At 66.0% G+C, this 23163-nt stretch carries 23 protein-coding genes; 7 read left to right on the plus strand and 16 right to left on the minus strand.

Going from position 1 to position 23163, the window contains the following annotated elements; genetic code table 11:
- Nucleotides 1-95: 95 nt before the first annotated feature.
- Genes DNX69_RS05100 through DNX69_RS05110 form a run of 3 tightly spaced genes read right to left on the minus strand, consistent with a single transcriptional unit; the run spans nt 96 to nt 2845 of the window.
- Nucleotides 96-1151, minus strand: coding sequence for an ABC transporter substrate-binding protein (locus tag DNX69_RS05100; RefSeq protein WP_110784939.1), 1056 nt, complete (start codon nt 1149-1151; stop codon nt 96-98).
- A gap of 3 nt (nt 1152-1154) precedes the next feature.
- On the minus strand, nt 1155-2000 hold the full coding sequence (locus DNX69_RS05105; RefSeq protein ID WP_110784980.1) for an ABC transporter ATP-binding protein: 846 nt from the start codon (nt 1998-2000) through the stop codon (nt 1155-1157).
- 11 nt (nt 2001-2011) lie between these two features.
- Nucleotides 2012-2845: an ABC transporter permease gene (locus tag DNX69_RS05110; protein ID WP_110784940.1), complete on the minus strand. Its 834-nt coding sequence runs from the start codon at nt 2843-2845 to the stop codon at nt 2012-2014.
- 230 nt (nt 2846-3075) lie between these two features.
- On the opposite strand from DNX69_RS05110, the gene DNX69_RS05115 reads away from it, so the two are divergent.
- The 4 genes from DNX69_RS05115 to DNX69_RS05130 all read left to right on the plus strand — a co-directional run bounded on the left by DNX69_RS05115 (nt 3076) and on the right by DNX69_RS05130 (nt 6853).
- A complete protein-coding gene (locus DNX69_RS05115) occupies nt 3076-3882 on the plus strand; it encodes a TrmB family transcriptional regulator (RefSeq protein ID WP_110784941.1) in 807 nt (268 codons plus the stop codon).
- A 99-nt stretch (nt 3883-3981) separates the two neighbouring features.
- Nucleotides 3982-5127 (plus strand): ABC transporter ATP-binding protein, encoded by a 1146-nt coding sequence (locus DNX69_RS05120; RefSeq protein WP_110784942.1) that lies wholly within the window; start codon nt 3982-3984, stop codon nt 5125-5127.
- A complete protein-coding gene (locus tag DNX69_RS05125; RefSeq protein ID WP_110784943.1) occupies nt 5124-6038 on the plus strand; it encodes an ABC transporter permease in 915 nt (304 codons plus the stop codon). The genes DNX69_RS05120 and DNX69_RS05125 overlap by 4 nt, the downstream gene beginning before the upstream one ends.
- A complete protein-coding gene (locus tag DNX69_RS05130; protein ID WP_110784944.1) occupies nt 6038-6853 on the plus strand; it encodes an ABC transporter permease in 816 nt (271 codons plus the stop codon). Before DNX69_RS05125 ends, DNX69_RS05130 begins: the two co-directional genes overlap by 1 nt.
- 165 nt (nt 6854-7018) lie before the next feature.
- Here DNX69_RS05130 and DNX69_RS05135 read toward each other — a convergent pair whose 3' ends face one another.
- Nucleotides 7019-8962: an AsmA family protein gene (locus DNX69_RS05135; RefSeq protein WP_110784945.1), complete on the minus strand. Its 1944-nt coding sequence runs from the start codon at nt 8960-8962 to the stop codon at nt 7019-7021.
- Nucleotides 8963-9168: 206 nt separating this feature from the next.
- Between DNX69_RS05135 and DNX69_RS05140 the strand changes: the two genes are divergently transcribed.
- Together DNX69_RS05140 and DNX69_RS05145 are read left to right on the plus strand one after the other, a co-directional pair.
- Nucleotides 9169-9885 carry a CoA transferase subunit A gene (locus DNX69_RS05140; protein WP_110784946.1) on the plus strand — a complete coding sequence of 239 codons (717 nt, stop codon included), beginning with the start codon at nt 9169-9171 and terminating at the stop codon, nt 9883-9885.
- Between the two features lie 11 nt (nt 9886-9896).
- A complete protein-coding gene (locus DNX69_RS05145; RefSeq protein WP_011159690.1) occupies nt 9897-10547 on the plus strand; it encodes a 3-oxoacid CoA-transferase subunit B in 651 nt (216 codons plus the stop codon).
- A gap of 165 nt (nt 10548-10712) precedes the next feature.
- On the opposite strand, the gene DNX69_RS05150 is transcribed toward DNX69_RS05145, so the two are convergent.
- The 9 genes from DNX69_RS05150 to nirK all read right to left on the minus strand — a co-directional run bounded on the left by DNX69_RS05150 (nt 10713) and on the right by nirK (nt 21235).
- A complete protein-coding gene (locus tag DNX69_RS05150) occupies nt 10713-11351 on the minus strand; it encodes a hypothetical protein (RefSeq protein ID WP_110784947.1) in 639 nt (212 codons plus the stop codon).
- Nucleotides 11352-11481: 130 nt separating this feature from the next.
- Nucleotides 11482-13128, minus strand: coding sequence for an ABC transporter permease (locus tag DNX69_RS05155; RefSeq protein WP_110784948.1), 1647 nt, complete (start codon nt 13126-13128; stop codon nt 11482-11484).
- Nucleotides 13129-13271: 143 nt separating this feature from the next.
- Complete coding sequence (locus tag DNX69_RS05160; RefSeq protein ID WP_110784949.1) at nt 13272-14282, minus strand: Fe(3+) ABC transporter substrate-binding protein; 1011 nt, start codon at nt 14280-14282, stop codon at nt 13272-13274.
- A gap of 159 nt (nt 14283-14441) precedes the next feature.
- Nucleotides 14442-14651 (minus strand): hypothetical protein, encoded by a 210-nt coding sequence (locus DNX69_RS05165; RefSeq protein WP_234826856.1) that lies wholly within the window; start codon nt 14649-14651, stop codon nt 14442-14444.
- 180 nt (nt 14652-14831) lie between these two features.
- Nucleotides 14832-16466, minus strand: a complete 1635-nt coding sequence (locus tag DNX69_RS05170) for an MBL fold metallo-hydrolase (RefSeq protein WP_110784950.1) — start codon at nt 16464-16466, stop codon at nt 14832-14834.
- Nucleotides 16463-17374 (minus strand): ribose-phosphate pyrophosphokinase, encoded by a 912-nt coding sequence (locus tag DNX69_RS05175; protein WP_110784951.1) that lies wholly within the window; start codon nt 17372-17374, stop codon nt 16463-16465. The genes DNX69_RS05170 and DNX69_RS05175 overlap by 4 nt, the downstream gene beginning before the upstream one ends.
- Nucleotides 17371-18915, minus strand: a complete 1545-nt coding sequence (locus DNX69_RS05180; RefSeq protein WP_110784952.1) for a thymidine phosphorylase family protein — start codon at nt 18913-18915, stop codon at nt 17371-17373. Before DNX69_RS05180 ends, DNX69_RS05175 begins: the two co-directional genes overlap by 4 nt.
- Nucleotides 18916-19064: 149 nt before the next feature.
- Nucleotides 19065-19946 (minus strand): SUMF1/EgtB/PvdO family nonheme iron enzyme, encoded by an 882-nt coding sequence (locus DNX69_RS05185; RefSeq protein WP_110784953.1) that lies wholly within the window; start codon nt 19944-19946, stop codon nt 19065-19067.
- A gap of 164 nt (nt 19947-20110) precedes the next feature.
- The gene (gene nirK, locus DNX69_RS05190; RefSeq protein ID WP_110784954.1) at nt 20111-21235 is read right to left on the minus strand and encodes a copper-containing nitrite reductase; all 1125 of its coding nucleotides are present in this window, start codon (nt 21233-21235) and stop codon (nt 20111-20113) included.
- Nucleotides 21236-21467: 232 nt separating this feature from the next.
- Here nirK and DNX69_RS05195 point away from each other — a divergent pair, with 232 nt between their 5' ends.
- Nucleotides 21468-21692 (plus strand): DUF1858 domain-containing protein, encoded by a 225-nt coding sequence (locus DNX69_RS05195; RefSeq protein ID WP_110784982.1) that lies wholly within the window; start codon nt 21468-21470, stop codon nt 21690-21692.
- Here DNX69_RS05195 and DNX69_RS05200 read toward each other — a convergent pair.
- From DNX69_RS05200 to DNX69_RS05210, 3 genes are all read right to left on the minus strand, one after another.
- Nucleotides 21665-22375, minus strand: a complete 711-nt coding sequence (locus tag DNX69_RS05200; protein WP_110784955.1) for a Crp/Fnr family transcriptional regulator — start codon at nt 22373-22375, stop codon at nt 21665-21667. The two genes, DNX69_RS05195 and DNX69_RS05200, sit on opposite strands and share 28 nt — an antisense overlap.
- Before the next feature lie 83 nt (nt 22376-22458).
- Nucleotides 22459-22863, minus strand: a complete 405-nt coding sequence (locus tag DNX69_RS05205; protein ID WP_110784956.1) for a type II toxin-antitoxin system VapC family toxin — start codon at nt 22861-22863, stop codon at nt 22459-22461.
- Nucleotides 22860-23111 carry a type II toxin-antitoxin system VapB family antitoxin gene (locus tag DNX69_RS05210; RefSeq protein ID WP_110784957.1) on the minus strand — a complete coding sequence of 84 codons (252 nt, stop codon included), beginning with the start codon at nt 23109-23111 and terminating at the stop codon, nt 22860-22862. Before DNX69_RS05210 ends, DNX69_RS05205 begins: the two co-directional genes overlap by 4 nt.
- Between the last annotated feature and the right edge of the window lie 52 nt (nt 23112-23163).

Raw genomic sequence — 23163 nt, forward strand, 5'->3', positions numbered from 1 at the left:
GGCCATCCACGTCTTTCCTTAAGTTGGCACTCCAAGGCGTGGATGCCCGGCACAAGGCCGGGCATGACGAACTCAGACGTCCAACCTGGGCCCGATCAGGCGCGGGTGATCTTCACGCTCTTCGGGTCGAAGCCCTGCGCTGCTGCTTCCTTGTCGGCCGCGCTGGCGACCGTGGTGTCGACGAATTTGGTCACGTCGGGCACGCGCGGCAGCAGCTTGTTCTCCACGCCCCATTTGGCGAGCGTGTCCATCTTGGCGATCTGTGCCGGCGTCAGAGTGGCCTTGATGTCGGTGAACGACTTGGCGCTCCAGGCCGGATCGTAGCTCGAGGCCTTCTCCAGGACTTCGACCGGAATATTCTTGGCCGGCTCCAGCGTCCGGAACCAGCCGTTGACCAGATCGTGGTTCTGGCTGGCGAAGAACAGCGCTTCGGAGTTCGCCTTCAGCATGCGCTTCAGCACGTCCGGGCGTTCCTTGAAGAAGCGGTTGTTCGCAGCGAGCGCGATCACCGGCGTGACGTTCTGCGACACCACCTTGGCGAAGCCGGCGTTCTCGAAGAACGACACGAACGGATCGTAGGTGAAGAATGCATCGATCCGCTGCGCGCCGACCGCGTCGGCGAGTTCGGCAGGGCCGACATTGACGAAGGTGACGTCCTTGCCCGGCACCAGCCCGGCCTTCGACACCGCTTCCTGCGCATTCTGGAACGCGGTGATGCCGAAGGTGCCGAACACCTGCTTGCCCTTGAGGCCGGCGAGATCATTGATGCCGGACTTCTTGGTGGTCAGCACCGCCGAGCGGAAGATCGCCTGCGACGACACCGTGGTCACCGGCGCGCCGATTGCCATCGTGGTGACGGCGGCGAAGTCGGACAGCGTGCCGATGTCGGCCGCGCCGGAGACCAGCGCTTCGGTGATCGCCGGCGAGGCGGCGAGCTGGATCATGTCCATCTTCAGGCCGTTGCGCGCGGCGATGTCGGTGCGCATCAGCACATGGGCGATCTGGGCCGACACCGTGGTGGTATTGAACCAGCCCATCTTGACCACATCGCCGCTCTGGGCGTGCAGGATCGACGGTGCCGCGAACGGCATGGTGGCGGCAAGGCCAGCAGCGAGCTGACCGAAGCGGCGGCGCGAGAGCGTGTTGGTCACTGTCTATTCCCCTTTTTGCCATTCAGGCTTCAGCGTCTCCCACAGGTCTTTGACGGTGGAGACGAACCATGGATCGGAGCGCATTTCGGCGGTGCGCGGCCGCGGCAGCGGCACCAGCACTTCGTCCCGCACCCGGCCGGGCCGCGGACTCATCACCACGACGCGGTCGGCGAGGAACACAGCCTCGTCGATGCCGTGGGTGACGAAGATCACCGTCTTGCCGGCCTCGGTGGAGATCCGCGCGATTTCTTCCTGCAGCAGCACGCGGGTCTGCGCGTCGAGCGCGCCGAACGGCTCGTCCATCAAGAGGATGTCGGGATCGGGCGCCAGCGCGCGCGCAATCGCGGCGCGCTGCTTCATGCCGCCGGACATCTGATGCGGGTACTTGTCTTCGAAACCGGCAAGATGAACGGTTTTGATCAGCGAGCGGGCGATCTCGGCACGCTGCGCTTTCGGCAGGCCTTTCGCCTTCAGGCCGAACTCGACGTTCTGCTGCACCGTCATCCAGCCGAACAGCGCGTAGTCCTGGAACACCACCGTGCGTGAGGCGTCGGGCTTGGAGATCGGCCGGCCGTTCTGCAGGATCTGGCCGCTCGAGGCGGACTGGAAGCCGGCGATGATGCCGAGCAGCGTCGACTTTCCGCAGCCCGACGGGCCGAGTAGCGAGATGAACTCGCCTTTCTTGATGCGCAGCGACACGCCGTCGAGCGCGATCACCGCCTGGTGGGTGGTCTTGGAGTCGTAGACCTTGCCGACGTTGCGGATGTCGATCTGGATCTCGGCGGTCGAGGCTTGCGGCACCGCGAGTTCGGCGGCGGCAAGGGTGGCAGGTGCGAATTGTGCGTTCATGGTGCGGGCCCTCAGCTGCGCTCGGAAGGAGCCCACGCGTTCACGCGCCGCTCGATACGTTCAAGGATGGCGGACATCGCGAAGCCGATCAGTCCGATCGCGACCATGCCGGCGACGACGTTGTTGATCTGGAACAGCATGCGCGATTGCTGGATCAGGTAGCCGAGGCCGGTCTGGGCGGCGATCAGCTCGGCGGTGACGACGCACATCCAGCCGACGCCGAGCGCGATGCGCAGGCCCGGCAGGATGATCGGCAGCGACGCCGGGATCAGCACGTCGGTGAACAGCTGCCAGGGCTTGGCGCCGAGGCAGAGCGCGGCGTTCATCTGGTTGCGGTCGAGGCCGCGGATCGCCGTGTAGGTGGCGATGAACACCGGAAACACCGCGCCGAGGAAGACCAGAAAGTAGGAGGCGGCGTCGCCGAGCCCGAACCACAGGATGGTGATCGGGATCCAGGCCAGCGGCGGGATCGGCCGCAGCGCCTCGATCACTGGTCGCACGTAGTCTGACACCGTGCGCCACCAGCCGCAGAGCAGGCCGAGTGCGAGTCCGACCACGCAGGCGAACAGAAAGCCGACCGCGACGCGTTGAAGGCTGGCGCCGAGGTGTACCCACAGTGAACCGTCGAGCGCGAGCTCCCACAGCGCCTGGGCGATCGCGACCGGCGAGGGCAACAGAAAACCGTCGACCAGATTGAGCTGGGTGACCGCCTGCCAGATTGCGAAAAACGCCGTCAGGCCAATCGCTGCCCGCATCGGTCGTCCTGAAAACGCGTTCTGAATCATCGTGAACCGCGGCCTCATGGTGTCGACCGGCAGGCGGCCCGCATCGGCTTCCGCTTCCATCTGCAATCCTCCTTTGGTCGCGCTTCATGCTCGCGTGACGATCCAACTTTGAAATATGTCGGATATTTTCGTCAATCCGGAATCGGAGCTCTGGCGGTATATAAAACGAGCAAAACCGCGAAATATGCGATTAACTTGACGCCACATGCCGGCGCATTGTGCATTGCGGCCGGTTTAGGGGATAAATTGACGGAAAAATCCGACAATAGACGCCGCCCCCGAGATCGGACATGGTCGGCGCGCTTCGGCGCTGGGGGACGACGTTGAATATCGAAGAAAAATTGGCCCGGATCGGCATCAGCGGGACGCTGTACAAGCTGTATCTGACCGCCGTCGGCCTCGGCGGCGCGTCGGTCACGGCGGTCGCGGCGAAGGCTGGGCTGCCGCGCACCACGGCGCACGATGCGCTCGCCAAGCTGGAGGCCGAGGGACTGATCCGGTTCGTCGACCATGGCAAGCGGCGCTTCGTCGTCGCGCAGGACCCAGGAATTCTGATGGAGCGGCTGGAAGCGCGTCGGCAGATGCTGGACGACGTGATGCCGGTGCTGCGCTCGATGTATCATCACGAGAGCGGCCAGCCGAACGTGCGCTTCCACCCGGGGCCCGAGGGGATCCGCACCACGCTGTGGGATACCCTGTCCGGTGGCGACAAGGTGCTGCGCGCCACGCTGTCGATGCGCGAACTGATGGCCGAGCCCGGGCTGGAGGAAATGGAGCGCTATCTGCAGGAGCGCGCCCGCCGCGGCATTTGGCTGCGAGTGATCCGCTCGGTCGAGCGCGACATCGCGCCGATCTGGCCGTCCAGCCAGGAGCTGTGCCGCGAGCTGCGCTACGCGCCGCACGAGCACACTCTGGGGATGACCTGCTTCATCTACGGCAACAAAGTGTGCCTGATCTCGTCGGCCCGCGAGAGTTACGGGCTGATCATCGACAGTGCCGAATTTGCCGCGTTCCAGGCCTCGATGTTCGACGCGATGTGGAGTCTCAGTACGCCGGACGCCGAGTTGGCGGTTCCGACGCCCGACGGCGAGGAATGAGCGAAGGCGCGGCGTTCGCGACAGTTGAGGAGCGTGCGATAGGCCGCTACAGCTGGCGGTTCTGACCGAATGGGCTTGGAGCTTAGAGACGCTGGGGACATGACGGAGCACGCTGGATATCCCGCGCCGGCCGAGATTGCCGGTGAGCCGCTGTTGCGTATCGAAGCCGTGGAGAAACGGTTCGCTGGGTTCGTCGCCGTCGACCGGCTGTCGCTGGATATCAAGGCCGGTGAGTTCTTTGCGCTGCTCGGCCCCAGCGGTTGCGGCAAGACGACGCTGCTGCGGATGCTGGCGGGCTTCGAGACGCCGGATGCCGGGCGGATCATGCTGAACGGCGTGGATATCGCCGCGGTGCTGCCGCACGAGCGTCCGGTCAACATGATGTTCCAGAACTACGCGCTGTTTCCACACCTCAACGTCGCGGCCAATATCGCGTTCGGGCTGAAGCGCGCCCGGCTGCCGCGCAAGGAGATCAAAACGCGCGTCGCCGAGATGCTGGCGCTGGTCAAGCTCGAAGGGCTCGGCAAGCGCAAGCCGGATCAGCTCTCCGGCGGCCAGCAGCAGCGCGTCGCGCTGGCACGGGCGCTGGCGTTGCGGCCAAAGCTGCTGCTGCTCGACGAGCCGATGGCGGCGCTCGACAAGAAGCTGCGCGAAAGCACCCAACTGGAACTGATGGCGCTGCAGAAGCGGCTCGGCACCACCTTCGTGATCGTCACCCATGATCAGCAGGAGGCGATGACGGTGGCCGATCGTATCGGCGTGATGCGCGCCGGCAAGCTCGATCAGGTCGCGACGCCGCGGCGGCTCTACGAGGCGCCGGCATCGCGCTGGGTCGCCGAGTTCGTCGGCGACGTCAACATGTTGGAAGGCAGCGTCGCGGGGCGTGAGCACGGCCGCGTCACCGTCGCGACCGGCGGGGCCGGGGAGGTGGTGGCGACCGAGCCGCGCGATGCTGTGACGGACGACGCGATTTGCGTGGCGATCCGGCCGGAGAAGATCAAACTGTCGCTGCGCGGACCGGCGGCCGATGCCGGCCATGCCGATGCGATCAACCGGCTCGACGGCACCATCACCGATATCGGCTATGCCGGCGGCATGACCAGCTACAAGGTTCGGCTCGACCATGGCGCGACCTTGCTCGCCGCGATGGCCAACACCACGCGGCTCGACGTCGACGCCTATCAGGCCGGTCAGCACGTGGTGGCGTGGTTCTCCCCCGACGATTGCGTGGTGCTGACCCGATGAGCGGCCGCCGGATTTTCACCAAGCCGGCACGGCTCGCGGCCGTTGCGCCCTATCTGTGGATGCTGCTGTTCTTCCTGGTGCCGTTCGGCTTCGTGGTGAAGATCAGCCTGTCGCAGACCGCGATCGCACAGCCGCCTTATACGCCGGTGTTCGATCTCGCCGCCGGCTGGACGGCGCTGCGCGCCGCGTTCGATGCGCTGTCGGTCGACAATTTCAAGCTGATCCTCGGCGACCACCTCTATGTCGTCTCGTATGTGCGCAGCCTCACCGTCGCGGCGGTGTCGACCGCGATCCTGCTGCTGATCGGCTATCCGATCGCCTACGCCATGGCGCGGCTGCCGCGCGGCTGGCAGCCGCTGGCGATGATGCTGGTGATCGTGCCGTTCTGGACCTCGTTCCTGATCCGGATCTACGCCTGGATCAACATTCTACAGCACGATGGCCTGCTCAATCAGCTGCTGCTGGCGCTGCACATCGTGTCGAAGCCGGTGGTGTGGCTGTCGACCGACACCGCGATGTATGTCGGCATCGTCTATTCGTATCTGCCGTTCATGGTGCTGCCGCTGTACGCGACGCTGGCGAAGCTGCCGCATGCGCTGTCGGAAGCCGCCGCCGATCTCGGCGCCTCGCCGCGCCAGGCGTTCTGGCTGGTGACGTTTCCACTGTCGCTGCCCGGCATCGGCGCCGGCGTGCTGCTGTGCTTCATTCCGATCGTCGGCGAGTTCGTGATCCCGGACCTGCTCGGCGGTTCGACCTCGCCGATGATCGGCCAGACGCTGTGGCTGGAATTCTTCACCAACCGCGATTGGCCCGTCGCATCCGCACTGGCCGTGCTGCTGCTCGGCGTGTTGCTGCTGCCGCTCCTGATCTACGAGCGGGCGCAGCGGCGTCAGCTCGAGGGGAGGTCGTGATGGCGGCGCGTGCGCCTCGGCTGTCCCGTTTCAACCTGGTGTCGCTGACGCTGGGGCTGGCGTTCCTGTATCTGCCGATCGTGATCCTGGTGCTGTACTCGTTCAACGACTCCCGGCTGGTCACGGTGTGGGGCGGCTGGTCGCTGCGCTGGTATCGCGAGTTCTTCCAGGACCAGCCGATGCTCGATGCCGCCTGGATGAGCCTGCGCGTCGCGCTGACGTCGGCTACCGCGGCGGCGGTGCTCGGCACGCTGGCGGCGGTGGCGCTGTCGCGCGCCGGGCATTTCAGGGGCCGCACGCTGTTCTCCGGGATGCTGTACGCACCGCTGGTGATGCCGGAAGTGATCACCGGGCTGTCGCTGCTGCTGCTGTTCGTCGCGATCAACGCCGAGCGCGGGTTTTGGACGGTGGTGATCGCCCACACCACGCTGACGATTTGCTTCGTCGCGGTGGTGGTGCAGTCGCGGCTGCACGCGCTCGACCGCAGCATCGAAGAGGCCGCGATGGATCTCGGCTGCGCGCCGGTGGAAGCCTTCCTCCGCGCCACCGTGCCGCTGATCTGGCCGGCGATCGCGGCGGGCTGGATGTTGGCGTTTGCGCTGTCGCTCGACGATCTGGTGATCGCCAGCTTCACCACCGGCCCCGGCTCGACCACGCTGCCGATCCGGATCTATTCCGAAGTGCGGCTCGGAGTGAAGCCGGAGATCAACGCGATCTGTACGCTGATCATCGCCGCCGTGACGGTGCTGATCGTGATCGCCTCGCTGGCGTCGAAGCTGTCCAAGACCCAGGCCGACAACGCCGCGCCGATGTGAGGTGCGCAACACGTCCAGCGTCATCCTGAGGTGCGCACCTTGCGCGCCTCGAAGGATGGGCCGCGCGTGTGTTGTCGTCCTTCGAGGCCCGCCCTGCGGGCGAGGGCCTCAGAACGACGGGCTCAGAATGATTGTTTGATCGCCGGGGCCCTGGCGCTGAGCTGATCAGTTCGCCTTCGGCTCGGCGGGTGCTGCCGGAGCTTCCGCGGGCGGTTCGGCGTCCTGCTTCTTGCCGGTGATGCGCTCCAGCACCGAGCGGACGGTGTCGCGGGTCTTGCGGTCTTTCACCGCGTCGAGCAGCGGCGCGGAGGCCGGCGAGCGGCGGATCAGGCTTTCCGGGTCCGGGAAGATCAGCGGATCGTCCCAGGGTCCCTGCACGATGAACGGCAGGTCGAAGCCGGGCTTGGCGGCCGAGCCGTTCGCCAGGCTTGCGACGCCCTTCAGATCGTATTCCCGCGACGGCACTGAGGCGGTGCCGCTCAGCGCGATCCGCGCGGTCGGCCCGTCGATCCGGACCTCGTCGGCGGTGGCGATGCCGTCGGCGAACCGAACCGAGACAGTGAGCTTGTCGAACGGCGTCTTGCCGCTGCGGAAATTGCCGCCGCCGGACAGCGGCCTCCGCTCCAGCCGTTTCAGGAGCTGTTCGACGTTGAAGCCGCTGATCGCGCCGTCGTGCCCGGTGAGCAGCGCCGAGCCGTCGAGCGATTGGGCCAGCCCGAACGGCGAGGCGCCTTCGGCCTCCAGCGCGACATTGAGATTGCCGCGCCCCGACAGATTGCGCACGCCGAGCAGATCGGTGGCGCAGGTCTGCAGGTCGACGTCGTTGAACTGGAACTGCGCCTTGACGCTGGCGGCCTTGTCGGAGCGGGTGATGCCGAAGGTGCCTTGCGCGATGCCGCCATACACCTGGGCTTCGCCGACGCTGAGCGCCAGCGCGCCGCCGCGCAGATTGGCGCTGAGCGCGGTGCGGCCGAGCGTGGTGGAGCCGATGGCGACCTTTGCGGCCGACAGCCGCATGTCGAGATCGACAGGGTCGGTCGAAGACAGGTCGAACAATTGCCGGTTCCAGTCGCGCGCCCCGCTGGCCAGCAGCCGGATCGTCGACAGATACGGTGTGACGTCGATGCTCCCGGCGGCCAGCGTTGCCTGCAGCCCCTGGTGTCCGCCAATGATCGAATAGGTCATCACCCCTTCGGCGACGTTCTTGTCGAGCTCGACATTGACGTTGGTCAGCGCGACCGTGGAGCCGATCAGGTTCGCGCGCGCCTTGAGCGCGAACCGGCCGAAGCCGCCGGTTCCGGGTGGCTCCTGACCGGCCCAGCGCAGCGCATTGCGCAGCGAGACGGTGTCGGCAGTGACCGTTCCGGTCAGCGTCAGGCTCGACTTGTTGGCGATGGTGCCGTCGAACGCAATCTTCATCGGCGTGCCGGCCAGCCGCAGCTTGATGCCCGAGGTGTCGCCGCGGAGTGCCGCAATGAAGTCCGCGACCGTGATCGAGCCGTCGATGCGCTCGCCGCGAAAATCGAACTGGCCGGTGGCCGCAAAGGTGCGGGAGATCGAGGGCCATGCCAGCGACAGGTCGATGTCGCTGATATGTTCACGCTCCCCGTTGGACTGGTCGAGATAGCTCAGTTCGCCGTCCTGCAGCCGGATCTCGGAGAACGACACTTGGTCGTCGAGGCCGGGCTTCATGGTTCGCGTCAGGCTGTCGATGAACGGCGTCCAGTTGCTGCGTCCGTCGGCGTCGCGCACGACGTGGATCGACGGCTGGCCGAGCACCACGTCGGCGATCTCGAAACGCCGCAGCAGCAGCGGCAGCAGCCGCAGGTTGGCGGTCAGCGTCTTGACGCTGAGCGCGGCGTCATTGCCGCCGTCTTCGCCGCTTTTCAGCCGCACGTCGCTGAACACCACGGTGCTGCGCGGGAAGATCGTGACGTCGGTGGCCCCGTCGACCTCGAGCTGGAGGCCGGTGGCGGCGCGAAGCTGTTGCTCCACCGCCTGCCGCAGCGCGCCGCGGTCGATCATCAGTGCCAGTGAAAACGCCGCCACCACGGCGACGGCGATCAGCACTGCGACCGAGATCCCGAGGCGCTTAATTCCTTGGGCCATCGCCAACCAATTTCCGGAACGTGAGCGTGAATGTCTTGCGCGAGAGGCGGCTCCCAAGGGGCCGGACCTGGAGCCGCAACTTGCTTGGTTTTCTTGGCGCTTTCAAGGCTTTCCGGGTGTTGCGGGCCCTGGTGCAATTGACGGGTTGCCGGGTTTTTGCCTAATAGACCTAATCGCAGCAAAGCCCCCTCACAGGTCCCTGCATCATGAACAAGGTCTACCCCGACGCCAAGGCGGCACTCGACGGCATCTTGCGGGACGGCATGATGATCATGTCCGGCGGCTTCGGCCTTTGCGGCATTCCCGAGACCCTGTCGGACGCGATCCGCGATGCGGGCGTCAAGGATCTCACCTTCGTCTCCAACAACGCGGGCGTCGACGGCATCGGCCTCAGCCGGCTGCTCGAAACCCGCCAGATCAAGAAGATGATCTCGTCCTATGTGGGCGAGAACAAGCTGTTCGCGCAGCAGTTTCTGGCCGGCGAGCTGGAACTGGAGTTCGCGCCGCAGGGCACCCTGGCCGAGCGCATCCGCGCCGGCGGCGCCGGCATTCCGGCGTTCTTCACCAAGACCGGTGTCGGCACGCTGGTGGCGGAAGGCAAGGAAATCCGCGAATTCGACGGCGAGAAATACGTGATGGAGCGCGGCCTGTTCGGCGATGTCGCGATCGTGCACGCCTGGAAGGGCGATACTGCCGGCAACCTCGTCTACCGAAAGACCGCGCGCAACTTCAATCCGATGATGGCCACCGCGGCCAAGATCACCATCGCCGAGGTCGAGCATCTGGTGCCGGCCGGTGAGATCGACCCGGATCATATCCACACCCCGGGCATCTTCGTGCAGCGCATCGTCCACGTGCCGAACGCGAAGAAACACATCGAGCAGCGCACCACCCGCAAGCGCGCCGAATCGGCGGCGAGCTGAGGAGAACCCTGATGGCTTGGACCCGCGAACAGATGGCGGCGCGCGCCGCCAAGGAATTGCGCGACGGCTTCTACGTCAACCTCGGCATCGGGATTCCGACGCTGGTCTCGAACTACATCCCCGACGGCGTCGACGTCGTGCTGCAGAGCGAGAACGGCATGCTCGGCATGGGGCCGTTCCCCTACGAGGGTGAAGAAGACCCGGACCTGATCAACGCCGGAAAGCAGACCGTCACCGAGCTGCCGTCGACCAGTTACTTCTCGTCGGCGGATTCCTTCGCCATGGTTCGCGGCGGCCATATCGATCTCTCCATTCTCGGCGCCATGCAGGTCGCCCAGAACGGCGATCTCGCCAACTGGATGATCCCCGGCAAGATGGTGAAGGGCATGGGCGGCGCGATGGATCTCGTCGCCGGCGTCAAGCGCGTCGTCGTGGTGATGGAGCATTCCGCCAAGGACGGCCCGAAGCTCTTGAAGACCTGCAACCTGCCGCTGACCGGCGAGCGCGTCGTCGACATGGTCGTGACCGACCTTGCGGTGTTCACCATCGACAAGCACGGCAACGACGGCATGGCGCTGATCGAACTCGCCGACGGCGTCACCCTCGACGAGGTCAAGGCCAAGACCGAAGCCGAATTCCGCGTCGCACTGAAGAACGCGTAGTTGGCGTAGCAACGCAAGGCGGGCAAAGGCGCGAAGCGCCTTCCCCACATCGTACCAACTAGCGCGACGACCTGCCAAACTCGCGCGGCGCCGGCATCCGGAGGTGCGCGCCCTTGCGCACCTCGAGGATGCGGAAACGAGGATGGGCCTGCGTGTGGAGGGCTTCTACCGCCGGCCGCCTGAGAACAGCGGTGATTCGCCCGGCAGCAGGTTGGAGCGGATGTCGCTGTCGGTGGTGCCGTTGTATTGGGTATAGCCGGCCGAGAACGACAGGCTGACATTGGAGGTCGGCTTGATCTCGATGCCGGCGTTGACGGTGCTGGCCGCGGTGTTGCTGCTGGCAAAGCCCGGCGAGGTCAGCGAGGTGAAAACGTCGGGCCTGTATTTCAGGCTGTCGACGCCGCCGAACAGCGTCACCGGCATGTCGCCGACGCCCTTGAAGCGGTAGCCGTATTGCGAGCCTTCGACGGCGAGCGAGCCGAAATTGCCGAATGTGCCGGCGCCGCCCGGGCTGTTCCAGCCCAAGCCGCCAGCGAGCGGCGTGACCGGAGCGCTGTAGCTGCGGGCGACGAAGCTGCTGCGCAGCTCGCCATTATCATCGGTCTCTGCGGTGAAGCCCGGCACGTCGCTCCAGTTCATCGAGCGCCAGCTCTCGGCCGCTCCGCCGCCGAAGCCGAACGGCCCGCCGGGGACCCAATAGCGGATCGGTGCCACCTGCGCCTGCGCGGACGCTCCGGCGAAGAGCATCACGGCGAGGGCGAGGCCATACCGGGCGGCGACAGGGGGAATCCGGATCTGCTTCATCGGGCGAATTATACGTTCGGGGACGGGGCGAGGCCAGCCGGTGCAGCGGATCGCCGCAGTGCCGGAGTTCCAAAGCCATGATTCACGCGATGACGGCGGCAGCGTGGCGCCCCGCTCAGTTCGATCGGGTTCATTCCGGCAGATCCGAGAACCGCGTCAGCCAGACCACCGGCGGAATGCTGGCGGCAACGATGATCAGCGCCGCCAGCGCACCGTCCTCGAAGCTGCCGCGGCTGGCGTATTGATAGATCGAGGTCGACAGCGTCTCGACGTTCAGCGGCCGCAGCAGCAGCGTCGCCGGCAGCTCTTTCAGGCAATCGACGAACACCAGGATCGCGGCGCCGACCAGCGCCGGGCGCAGCAGCGGCAGGTCGATCTTCCATAGCGTGACGAGGCGGCCGGCGCCGGCGGCGCGGGCCGAGTCGTCATAGTCGCGCGGGATCCGGTCGAACCCGGCCCTGAGCAGCCCGGTCGGCACCGCCAGGAAGCGGATCACATAGGCGGCCACCACCGCGCCGCCGGTGCTCATCAGAATCAGGCCGGGCGACGGATAGCCGAACGCGCGGAACAGATTGGCCACGGTGCCGTCGATCACCAGCACCGGCGTCAGCAGCCCGAGCGCCAGCACCAAGCCGGGCAGCGCGTAGCCGAGCTGGGTGACTGTGACGGCCGCGCGGGTCGCTCGCTCCTCCCGCCAGCGTGCGGCCAGCACCACGATCAAGCCGAGCGCTAGCGCGATCACGGTCGCCAGCGCTGCGAGCGTCACGGTGTGCAGGGCGTCGCGCACCAGCGCCGGGTCGATGCCGATCGACAGGCTGCGGCGCAGGCTTTCGCCGAGCAGATAGGCGGCCGGCAGCACGAAGCCGAACAGCGGCGGCAACAGGCAGGCGGCGAAGACCAAGCCGCCCTTCAGGCCTCGCAGCTGTGTGCGCGTGCGCAGCCGCGGGCTTTCGGCCGACAGCTCGACACTCGCATGGCGACGGCCGATCCGCTCGATCGCGATCAGCAGCGCGGCGAAGCCGAGCAGCACCAGCGACAGCTGCGCGGCGCCGGCGAGGCTGCCGCGGTTCAGCCAGGTGGTGAATACCGAGACGGTGAGGGTGCGGACGCCGAGATATTCCGAGGCGCCGATGTCGTTCAGCGTCTCCAGCGCGGCGAGCGCGACGCCGACCGCGAGCGCCGGCCGCGCCATTGGCAGCACCACCCGGCGCAGGATGGTGAAGCGGCCGGCGCCGAGCGTGCGCGCGGCCTCGATCGCGTCGGTGCCCTGCGCCTGGAACACCGCGCGGGCCGACAGATACACGTAAGGATACAGCACCAGCGCCAGCAGCAGCATCGCGCCGGGCAGCGAGCGCATCTGCGGCAACCACTGCACCGCCTCGGCGGCCGGCATTATCATCGACAGCGCGCGATGCACCAAGCCGAGCGGTTCGAACAGATCGACATAGACGTAGGCCGACAGATAGGTCGGCACCGACAGCGGCAACGGCAACAGCCAGATCAGCGCGGCGCGGCCGGGAAAGTCGTGCGACGACACCAGCCAGGCGGTGCCGGTGCCGATCAGCAGCGTCAGCATGCCGACGCCGGCGATCAGCAGCGCGGTGTCACTCACCGCGCGCGGCAGCACATAGGCGATCAGATGCGACCACACCTCGCCCGCCGGCTGCAGCGCGATCAGCATCAGGCTGATCACCGGCGCGGCGACGAGGAGGGCGGTGAGGAGAGCGAGGAAGAGGACGACGAGCTCGGTGTCGGATGCACCAGGCGCCGTCCTCATGGCGAGGAGGCGCGCAGCGCCGTCTCGAACCATGAGGACGTGCTCTGTGGCTTCATCCTTCGAGACGCCCGGCTCCGCCCTCAGGGCTGCGCCGGGCTCCTCAGGATGAGGGGAGTGCCCCTGGGTTGGAGGCGAGATGACGTTCAGTTGTCGAACCCGACCTTGTCGACCAGCGTCGCGGCGGCCTTGCGGTTGGCGGCGATCTTGGCGATCGGCAGCGGATCCGGCTTCAGCTTGCCGTAGCTGGCGATCACCGGATTGAGGGCGACGCCGGCGCGGATCGGATATTCGTAGTTGGCGTCGGCGTAGATCTGCTGCGCCTTCTCGCCGGCGAGCCATTCGATCAGCTTCACACCGTTGGCCTTGTTCGGCGCGTTCTTGGTCAGCAGCACACCGGACAGGTTGACGTGGGTGCCGCCGCCCTCGAACGTCGGCAGGATCACCTTCGTGGCATCCGCCCAGGCCTTCTTGTCCGGATCCTTCAGCATCAAGGCCCAGTAATAGGTGTTGCCGATGCCGAGGTCGCATTTGCCGGCCGCGACGTCGCGCGCGGTCTCGCGATCTCCGCCCGACGGCTTCTGGGCCAAATTGGCCTTCAGGCCGCGCAGCCATTCCTCGGCCTTGGCCTCGCCATGCTTGGCGACGTAAGCGGCGAACAACGCGTTGTTGTAGATGTGCTGGCCGGAGCGGATGCAGATCTTGCCCTTCCACTTCGGATCGGCGAGCTCCTCATAGGTGATCGCTTCCTGCTTGACGCGATCCTTCGACGCGTAGATCACCCGCGCCCGCATCGAGATGCCGGCCCAGTGACCGTTCGGATCGCGGAACTGTGCCGGTACGATTTCGTCGATCACCGCCGAGTTGATCGGCTGGCTGATGCCCGCGGCGACCGCGTCGTCGATCCGGCCGATGTCCACCGTCAGCAGCACGTCGGCCGGGCTGTTGGCGCCTTCGGCCTTGATCCGCTGCTCCAGGCCTGAACTCGCCGAAATCACATTGACGGCGATGCCGGTGTCTTTGGTGAAGGCGTCGAACAGCGGCTGCACCAGCTTGGTTTCGCGGTAGGTGTAGACGTTCACCTGCTCGGCGGCGCCGGCGGCGAACGGCACGAAAACGGCGGCAAGTGCGAGGGCAGCGGCACGGAAACGGCTCATACGGCGGGCTCCTGGCGAAAATCGAGAATGCTTGTCACTAGCCTAGCCCGGGCGGGCAGTGCAGCGGCGCAATGTCGCGATTAGAGCGATTCCAAATGGCTCTGACGGGACGATTCGGGGCCTGGGAGGCCGCAGAATCGAACAGGCGCGGCCTGTCGGTCAGATCAGATGATGGCCGTTGCCGCCTTGGCAGACCGGACATTTGCAATTGTGGAAATTGACTTCGGCAGCGACATATTCGTTGCCGCAATGGATGCACGCGATCTTCAGCTGCGGCCGGCGATCGGCGCTGCAACTGGCGGTCCGGGCGACCAGATATTGACCGAGCGAATTCTGATCGCCTTCGGCGACATGATAGTTCGCACTCACGAGCGTCCCCCGGGAATGTGCATCTGCGAGATAGTCTAACACACAGTCGAACGGGAAATGCAATTCGAATAGCTGCAATCGAATCGCGCCTGTCGCGAGCGGAGCGGTGTTGTAATGCCAGTATGAATCAAACCTTGCTCCAATGGTATTCAGACCGTGGAAAACGATGCCGCGCGGCGGCTAACGTCGTGCCGCGTGCGCGTTGCTGCCATTGCCATTGCCGTTGTCCTCGAGCGCGCGGCGCAAGCGGCGAATGATCACGCTACGCGCGCGCTCGTCGGCTGCGGCTTCGACACTGGCGTTGATATCAAGCAGTAGCTTCGACATTTCGTTGTGCCAGTCGAGCTTGACCACCGATTCGGGTTCGAGTCGTCGGCGATGCTTGCCGTCGAGCGCAGTCGGAACCGGCGTGGTGAGTTCGTAGACATCGTCGAGCAGTGGCTGAAAGATCTTCGCCGCCGGCAGCACGCCGCCGCCGAGCCGCTCTGTCAATGCGGCAATCGCGGTTTCCTCACCATGGCTGAGAAACAGCCCGCGATCGATCGGCCGCCGCTCGGTGATCCAGCGCGTCAGCTCGCCGGCGTCGGCATGGCCGGAGTAATCGTCGATGCGGCGGATCTTGGCTTTGACGCGGACTTCCTCACCCATGATCCGCACCGCCTTGGCGCCTTCTTCAAGGAAGCGGCCGAGCGTGCCATTGGCCTGATAACCGACCAGCAGCACGGTGCCCGAGGAGCGGCACAGCCAACGCTTGAGATGATGGCGGATGCGGCCGGCATCGCACATGCCGCTCGCGGCGATGATGATGTGGAAGCCGTTCAGCTTGGCGATCGCCTTGCTTTCCTCCACGGTCTCGGTGAAGCGCAGATGCGGCGAGGCCAGCAGCCTCTCGACATCGACGTCTTCGTCGAGATCGGCGGCGTGGCGGCGGAACACTTCGGTGGCGCGGATCGCCAGCGGCGAATCCAGGAAGATCGGCGCGCTCGGGATCGCGCCCTTTTCCATCAGGTCGATCAGGTCGACGATCAGCTCCTGGGTGCGCTCGACCGCGAAGGCCGGGATCACCAGGGCGCCGCGCGCTGCAGCGGCAGCGCTGACTTCGGCGGCGAGCCGCTCGTGGCGGAGCTTGGGCGAGGTCGGCTCGCGCACGCGGTCGCCATAGGTCGACTCGCAGATCACGTAGTCGAAATGCGCCGGCGCTTCCGGATCGGGCTGCAGCAGCTTGCCGTCGGGGCCGATGTCTCCGGAAGCGAGCAGCCGCAGCGCCGAGGACGAGCGGCCTTCGCCGTCGATCTCGATCTCGATCGAGGCCGAGCCGAGCAAGTGACCGGCGTTCCAGAACCGCGCGCGCACGCCTGGGACCACGGTGATCCAGCTCTGGTAGTCGACCGGATAGAACGATGACAGCGTCGCGATCGCGTCGGCCTGGGTATAGATCGGGCTGACCTCCGGTCGCCCGCGCGCGGCATTGCGGCGGTTCAGCATCATCACTTCGGACTCCTGGATGCTGCCGGCGTCGGGCAGCATGTAAGAGCACAGATCAATGGTGCCGCGGGTCGCCAGGATCCGCCCTTTGAAGCCCTCGCGCACCAGCTTCGGCAACAGGCCGCAATGATCGATATGGGCGTGCGTCAGCAGCACCGCGTCGATCTCGGACGGGTGGAACGGAAACGCGCCGTAGTTTAGCTCCTTGAGCGTTTTGTGGCCCTGGAACAGGCCGCAATCGACCAGGAAACGTTTGCCCTTGGTCTCGAACAGATAGCAGGAGCCGGTGACGGTGCGCGCAGCGCCGCAAAATCGGATGGTGACGCTCATGCACGGCTCTCCTGATTGGTCGTGCCGATCTCGGCGCGCAGCGCCTCGGCGAACAACTCGTCGAGCATAATCGCATTGGTCGGGTGCGGCACGGTGTGGGTGGAGCGGATGGTGCGGATGCCGGCGGCGGCGAAGTCGCGCAGCATGGCCGGGGGAAACAGCGCGTGGGTGATCACCGCGTCGACCGATTTTGCGCCGGCGCCGAGCAGCGCGCGCGTGCAGGCGATCAGCGTGCCGCCGGAGGAGACGATGTCGTCGACCAGCAGCGCCGGCCGGCCCGCGACCGCGCTTGCATCAGCGAACGCGATTTCCACCGAGCGGTCGCCATGGCGGATCTTCTGCGCCACGGCGGATCGTGTGCCGATCAGTTTCGCTAGCGCATCGACCCATTGCTGCGATTCGGAATCGGGTCCGACCACCACGGTGTCAGGATCGAGCGTGCCGCGCAGCGCCACGGCGATCGCCGGCATGGCCGACAATTCGTCCGCCGCGATGCCGGGGAAGACATCACCGAGCCGCGGCGTGCGATGCAGGTGCGGATCGACGGTGATGACGCGGTCGACGAGCCCGGCGAGCAGTCGGCCCATCGCCTTCTGGCTGATCGCATCGCCAGGATGAAACGCCACATCCTGGCGCATGTAGCACAGATACGGCGCCAGCAGCACCAGCCGGTGGCAGTCCTCACGGCGTAGCGCTTCGGCGGCGAACAGGATCGTCACCAGCTTATCGTTGGGCTGATCGAGCGGCAGGTACAGGATCGTGGTCGTCGCCACGGGGCCGACATTGACGGCGATCTCGCCGTCCGGAAAGCGGTGCTGCGTGATCGGATGCGCCGGCACGCCGAGCTGCGCCGCGAGCCGAATGGCATCGTCCGCAGCCGAGTCCAGATAGCGCAGGGCGACGCTCACGACACCAGGTCCACGTCGGCGGGTGTGTGATGATTGATCGCGAAGCCGGACTCTGCCCGTGCGGCGGCCAGCGCCAGGTCGAATTCGGCGCGGTCGGACGCATACACCCGATACAGCGGCTCGCCTTTCTCGACGCGGTCGCCGATCTTCTTGAACAGGTCGATGCCGGCGCCCTTGGCGACCGGCGCGCCGGCACTGCGGGCGAGACGGTTGATCCGCAGACAATCGATGCCGTTGACCACGCCGTCGGCGGTCGCCAGCACGTCGGCGGCGTGGCTGCCGAGCTCCGCCGGGCACGGCGACGGCCCCTGCGCGTCGATGATCTGCTGCATCTTCTTCAGCGCGGCGCCGCTGTCGAGCAACTCCTTGGCGCGGGCATAGCCGGCGCCGCCGCGCAGCTTCGGATCGTATTCCAAGAGATGCGCGGCGAGCCGCAGCGACTTTTCGCGCAGGTCCGCCGGGGCGCCGGGCTCGTTACCGAGCACCGCCATCACGTCGCGCGCTTCCAGCACCGGGCCGATGCCGCGGCCGATCGGCTGGCGGCCGTCGGTGGTCACCACTTCGACACCGATGCCGAAATGATCGCCGACGAATTCGAACAGCTTGCGCAGCCGCATCGCCTCGTTGGCGTTGGCCACCTTCGCCGACGGGCCGACCGGGAAATCGATCAGCAGCCGGGTCGAGCCGGCGGCGAGTTTCTTCGACATGATCGAGGCGACCATCTGCTCCGGTGTGTCGAGGCTCAGCGGACGTTCGACCGAGATCAGGATGTCGTCGGCCGGGGACAAATTGACGTGGCCGCCCCACACCAGGCAGCCGCCGCAGGCGTGCACCACCTGTTTCATCTGTTCGACGTCGAGATCGACCCGCGCCAGCAGCTCCATAGTATCGGCGGTGCCGGCCGGCGAGGTGATGGCGCGTGACGAGGTTTTGGGAATCATCAGCCCGTGTGCGGCGACGATCGGCACCACCACCATGGTGGTGCGGTTGCCGGGGATGCCGCCGATGCAATGCTTGTCGACGACGATCGGGGTGTCCCATGTCAGTTTGGTGCCGACCGATGCCATCGCGCCCACCAGCGCCAGCAGCTCGTCGGTCGAGGTGAAGCGCGCGGCGCTGATCAGGAACGCGGCGATCTCCATGTCGGAGTAGCGGAAGTGCGCGAGGTCATCGACAATCGCGGTGATCTCGGCTGCCGACAGGGTGTGGCCCTGGATCTTGGCGCGGACCGCGTCCAGGCTCGCCGGCGAGCGTGCCGGCGTCACCGTCACGGCGCTGCCGACCGGTTCGTTGAAGCGGCGGAATGCCGGTTCGGACAGGCCGAGCTCGTCCGGACCGATCAACGCATCGTCGTCGGTGATCATCAGCGTCGCCAGCAGCACCTTGCCGTTGATGCGCAGTTCGACGCGGCTGAAGCCGCGAAACACATCCGGTCGCAACGCGCGCGAGTGCCGGGAAATCACCGCGACGTTCTCGCGGCCGGTGTCGAGGCTGATCCGCCGAATGGTGAGCGGCGGGCGGGTGAGATCGGGAACATTCAAAATAGCGCAACTCCGCGCATCGGCCGGGCGGCCTTCAGGAGCGCGTGGCGAAGCGGCGGGTGCCGGGACACGCGATGGCCGAGGCTAGAAGCTCGGCCCGCGCGTCCATTTGATGCGTGTCAATGTCTTGCGCGGCCTTGGGTCGCGGTTCAGATTCCCGCCGCCGCCGTCATGCGCTCCAGCCGGTCTCGCAACCGGGCGAGCGGCGCCGCCGGCTCGCGCACCAGGCGAAAACCGAGGTGGATCGGCGGCAGGCCGGCCGAGCAGCCGCCGGCCTTGGCGTCACGGATGAAATCCGAGACGTAGGCGCGGTGCCGGCCTTCGGCGATCCGCACGCCGCAATTGGCGGTCTGCGCCTGCGGCCGGCCGACCGAGTCGATCGCGGTGCGGTCGAAGCAGGTCGCGGTCCATTCCCAGACGTTGCCGGACAGATCGAGCAGCCCGCGCTCGTTAGAGCCGAAGCCGCCGAAGCTGCGCAGGGTGGTGGAGAGGTCGTCACGCTCGGATTCGCGCTCATAGCGCGCGATCCACCGCACCGACGGATCATCGCTGTCCGAGGCGAGCCCGTCATCCTTGAACTTGCTGCCGGCCGCGAACGCCCATTCGGCGTCGGTCGGCAGCCGGTAGTGTGCGCCGGTCTTGCGCGACAGCCAGTCGGCGTAGGTGGTGGCGTCCTGCCAGGACACCTGCACGGCCGGCCGGTCTGCGCGGATCGCGGTATCGGCCGGCATCGGGTGGCATACGCTATCGTCGACGCAGAGTTGATAGTCCGCCGCGCTGACCTGATGCAGCATGATCGACAGCGGGCGGTCGAACCGCAACTCGGTCCGTGGCGCTTCGATCTGGCGGCGATCGCGCGTGAATTCGCCGGGCAGCCGATAGTCCATCGTGCCCGGTGCGATCTCGACGATCGCTTGCTGGCCGTCGAGCGCCACGTCGCCGTGACCGATCACCAGCGGCGCCACCGCCAAAGGCGTGGCGAAACCGGCGAGGGCAGCGAGCGCGATCTTGGCTTTGAAGGCGAGCAGCATGGCAGTAACCGCAGGTCTTGATTGAACGAGAGGCTCTCCCCGTCATTGCGAGCGAAGCGAAGCAATTCAGTTCCGAGCGCTGCGCTGGATTGCTTCGTCGCTTCGCTCCTCGCAATGACCGAGAAGAGGGGGCGCACAAACGTGAGCCTCGGAAGCGCGCAGTCTTAGTTCGTCGGTCCGCCCGGGATCGGGCCGGGAGCGCTGACCTGCTTCATCAGGTCGTCGTTCCACTTGCCGTCCACCTTGAAGTGCGCAGTGGCGCCGAGTTCGACGGCTTCGATCAGGTTGTGGTTGACGTAGGCGTACACGCCTGGCTGCTTGAAGGTGTAGAGCGCTGCCCCGGCCGAGCCGCCGCGGATGAACCAGGTTTCCAGATTGGTCTCCGGCGGGTTGGAGAACTTGCCGGTCTCCCAGACATAGTCGCCGTGACCGCCGATCAGGTGCGGGCGGGTGTCGCGGTTGGCCTGCGAATGCACGATCAGCACGGTCTCGCCGACCTTGGCGGTCATGGCATTCTTGCCGGTGAGCGAGCCGACCTTGCCGTTGAAGACTTCGTGCGTCGGGATCAGCTTGCGCATCACCTCCACCGTGTCGGTGTAGGATTCGGCCGGCGAGCCATAGGCCTTGTACTTGCCGTGCTCGTCTTTCGGCACGTACATGTCCTGCTCGCCGATATAGAAGACCCGGTCGTAGTGCAGCGGCTTGCCGTCGCGATCCTTCAGGCCGTCGCGCGGCAGCACCATCATGGCGCCGTTCATGCCGGAGACGACGTGCCAAGGGATCATGTTGCCGCCCGGTGCGCAGTGATACACGAAGGTGCCGGCGCGGTCGGCCTTGAAGCGCAGCACCACCTGTTCGCCCGGGTTGATCAGCGTCAGGCCGCCGCCGCCGAGCGCGCCGGTCGAGGCATGAAAGTCGATGTTGTGCGGCATGGTGTTGGTGGCCGGGTTGACCAGCGTCAGCTCGACGTAGTCGCCCTGGTGCACCACCATCAGCGGCCCGGGCATCGATCCATTGAAAGTCATTGCCTGGAACTTGGTGCCGTCCTCATCGATGACGACCTCCTTCTCCTCCACCACCATCTTGAATTCGACAACCTTGGGGCCGTCCTTGGTGACCTGCTGATGCGCGTGCACGAACGGCGGCGCGACCAGTTCGACCTTCTGACGCGGCAGCTTGGAGATGTCTGGTTCGGCGGCTGCTGCGGCCGCGGGCACGACGGTCGGCGCCGCGCTCATCAACAGCGCGGTCGCGGCAACGCTCAGCAGAGTGTCTCGACGATTCATCATGGCGGTGGTCCTTGCGTCTGGATTGAAATTCGGCTGGCGCAACCATGCGCCTGCCGCGCCGCCGCTATTTGTTCCAGCACAAGCTCAGTGGTGAATACCGATCAACTCCGGTCTCCCCCGGATCCGTCATTCGTCGGATGTGACAACTACGAGGTGGGAACCGCCGCTAGGTTGTTGCGCGACAAAGAACCTAACGCGCATCAGGGTCAGCATACGGGCCATGGAGACGACGATGTCGATAGACCGCACCTTCGTAGTCGAAGACGTGATGCGCCGCTGGCCGGCGACGATCCGGGTGTTCCTGGATTTCAGGCACGCTTGCGTCGGCTGTCCGATCGCGACGTTTCACACCATCGAAGACTCTTGCCGCGAACACCGCACTGCCGAAGCGCTGTTTCTCACGGCGCTCCGCGAGGCAGCGGCGAAGCCTCAGGAGGTCTTGTCGTCGGGCGCCTGATCGGCCAGGACCACGAGCTGGTGCGGCTCGCGCAGTATGATCTTCTGCCGGCCGCTTTCGATCAGCCCCTTCTGCTCCCAGCCCGACAGCAGCCGGCTGACGGTGTGCAGCGTGGTGCCGGTCATCTGCGCGATGTCCTGCCGGCTGATCGGGAAATCGATCTGCACCCCGGCCTCGACTTTGCGGCCGCTCTGCTTGGCGAGCCGCAGCAGCGCGTGCGCGACGCGCTGCTCGACCTGCTGGGTCGACATCTCCACCACCCGGGAGTGCGTCTCCTGGAGCCGGCCGCCGACGGTGCGCAGCGTGTTGGTGGCGAGCGCGGGATATTGCTCGACCAGCCGCGGCCACGCCGCTGTCGGCCACGCCAGCACGATCGAGTCGTCGACCGCGGTAGCAGTCGCGGGATAGCGGCTCAGCCCGATCGCCATTGCCACGCCCAGCGTCTCGCCAGGGGCAACATAGCGCACCACGATCTGTTCGCCGGCCGGCGTCACCTTGCTGGCCCGGACGTGGCCGTGCAGCAGCACGAAGAACGAATGGGCGTCCTCGCCCTGTTCGAACACATGGCCGTTCTTGGGAACCCGGATCGACCGCGCCTCCTGCAGCACGGCGTCGAGCTCCGCCGGGCTCAGCCCCGCAAACAGCGGCAGTTTCGCAACCAGGGAAGTGTCGATCGTCGCCATCGAGGCTCTCGCGCCAGGGTTCGGTCCGCGCCAGCTAAATCGCGATTGCCGGCGGGGAGCAAGGGGTAAGCCCAGGGAGAGATCTATGTCGCCAGCGGAATATCGGTCAGCGGAAAGTCGTTGCTCTTGCACAGCAAGGGGGCATTCAGAGCTTTGGCCAGCGCGTAGGCGAAGCAATCTCCATAGTTGAGAGCTGCTTTGTGGCCGGTCCCTTTCCCGAACCGCAAATGCGCCGAACGCGCGTATCCGGCCTGCTCGGTGGTCACGGGCTCGATCCGGATGCCAGCCTCCGCGATAAAGTCATCAAGCCATCGTTCGGCTTTGGCCGGCTGAACGTCCTTTAGTCCACGGAGAACGATCGCAGTCTCCAGCAAATTGCCCGAGGATAGGACCGGTTGATCGTCGGAGGCGATCAACCGCGCGAACTGGGCTGCCTCCTGCTCCTCGCGAAAGATCGCAATGATCGCCGACGTGTCGATGACGATCACGTGGGCAATCCATTCTCATCGTAGCCGAGAATCTCGTCTGGAGTTCGCCCGGTGTCAGGCAACGCGGCGTAACGGCCCCCGATCTTCAGCAGTCGTCGCGCGATCTGGTCGGTTTGCCGGCGACGATGCTCGCGTGCGAGCTGTTCGCGTAGCGCATTGGTCACCGCCGCAGTGAGGCTCTCCCCGGTCATGCGGGCCAGCTCTGTCGCTAACTGATGAGCTTCGTCGTTCTTGATGTTGAGATGCATGCGATCTCCGATTGGTAGAGAAATAGCATTTGTCTACCGCGCCCTTCAATTT

The organism is Rhodopseudomonas palustris (assembly GCF_003226555.1).
In the GTDB taxonomy this organism is placed as follows: Bacteria; Pseudomonadota; Alphaproteobacteria; order Rhizobiales; family Xanthobacteraceae; genus Rhodopseudomonas; species Rhodopseudomonas palustris_I.

Bases quoted from the DNA above. Each gene is read 5' to 3' on its own strand.
- DNX69_RS05120 (WP_110784942.1), top strand. From the start codon at position 3,982: ATGACGGAGCACGCTGGATATCCCGCGCCGGCCGAGATTGCCGGTGAG.
- DNX69_RS05125 (WP_110784943.1), top strand. From the start codon at position 5,124: ATGAGCGGCCGCCGGATTTTCACCAAGCCGGCACGGCTCGCGGCCGTT.
- DNX69_RS05150 (WP_110784947.1), bottom strand. From the start codon at position 11,351: ATGAAGCAGATCCGGATTCCCCCTGTCGCCGCCCGGTATGGCCTCGCC.
- DNX69_RS05105 (WP_110784980.1), bottom strand. From the start codon at position 2,000: ATGAACGCACAATTCGCACCTGCCACCCTTGCCGCCGCCGAACTCGCG.
- DNX69_RS05170 (WP_110784950.1), bottom strand. From the start codon at position 16,466: ATGAGCGTCACCATCCGATTTTGCGGCGCTGCGCGCACCGTCACCGGC.
- DNX69_RS05110 (WP_110784940.1), bottom strand. From the start codon at position 2,845: ATGGAAGCGGAAGCCGATGCGGGCCGCCTGCCGGTCGACACCATGAGG.
- DNX69_RS05200 (WP_110784955.1), bottom strand. From the start codon at position 22,375: ATGGCGACGATCGACACTTCCCTGGTTGCGAAACTGCCGCTGTTTGCG.
- DNX69_RS05185 (WP_110784953.1), bottom strand. From the start codon at position 19,946: ATGCTGCTCGCCTTCAAAGCCAAGATCGCGCTCGCTGCCCTCGCCGGT.
- DNX69_RS05210 (WP_110784957.1), bottom strand. From the start codon at position 23,111: ATGCATCTCAACATCAAGAACGACGAAGCTCATCAGTTAGCGACAGAG.
- DNX69_RS05135 (WP_110784945.1), bottom strand. From the start codon at position 8,962: ATGGCCCAAGGAATTAAGCGCCTCGGGATCTCGGTCGCAGTGCTGATC.
- DNX69_RS05115 (WP_110784941.1), top strand. From the start codon at position 3,076: ATGGTCGGCGCGCTTCGGCGCTGGGGGACGACGTTGAATATCGAAGAA.
- DNX69_RS05145 (WP_011159690.1), top strand. From the start codon at position 9,897: ATGGCTTGGACCCGCGAACAGATGGCGGCGCGCGCCGCCAAGGAATTG.
- DNX69_RS05155 (WP_110784948.1), bottom strand. From the start codon at position 13,128: ATGAGGACGGCGCCTGGTGCATCCGACACCGAGCTCGTCGTCCTCTTC.
- DNX69_RS05195 (WP_110784982.1), top strand. From the start codon at position 21,468: ATGTCGATAGACCGCACCTTCGTAGTCGAAGACGTGATGCGCCGCTGG.
- DNX69_RS05160 (WP_110784949.1), bottom strand. From the start codon at position 14,282: ATGAGCCGTTTCCGTGCCGCTGCCCTCGCACTTGCCGCCGTTTTCGTG.
- nirK (WP_110784954.1), bottom strand. From the start codon at position 21,235: ATGATGAATCGTCGAGACACTCTGCTGAGCGTTGCCGCGACCGCGCTG.
- DNX69_RS05140 (WP_110784946.1), top strand. From the start codon at position 9,169: ATGAACAAGGTCTACCCCGACGCCAAGGCGGCACTCGACGGCATCTTG.
- DNX69_RS05130 (WP_110784944.1), top strand. From the start codon at position 6,038: ATGGCGGCGCGTGCGCCTCGGCTGTCCCGTTTCAACCTGGTGTCGCTG.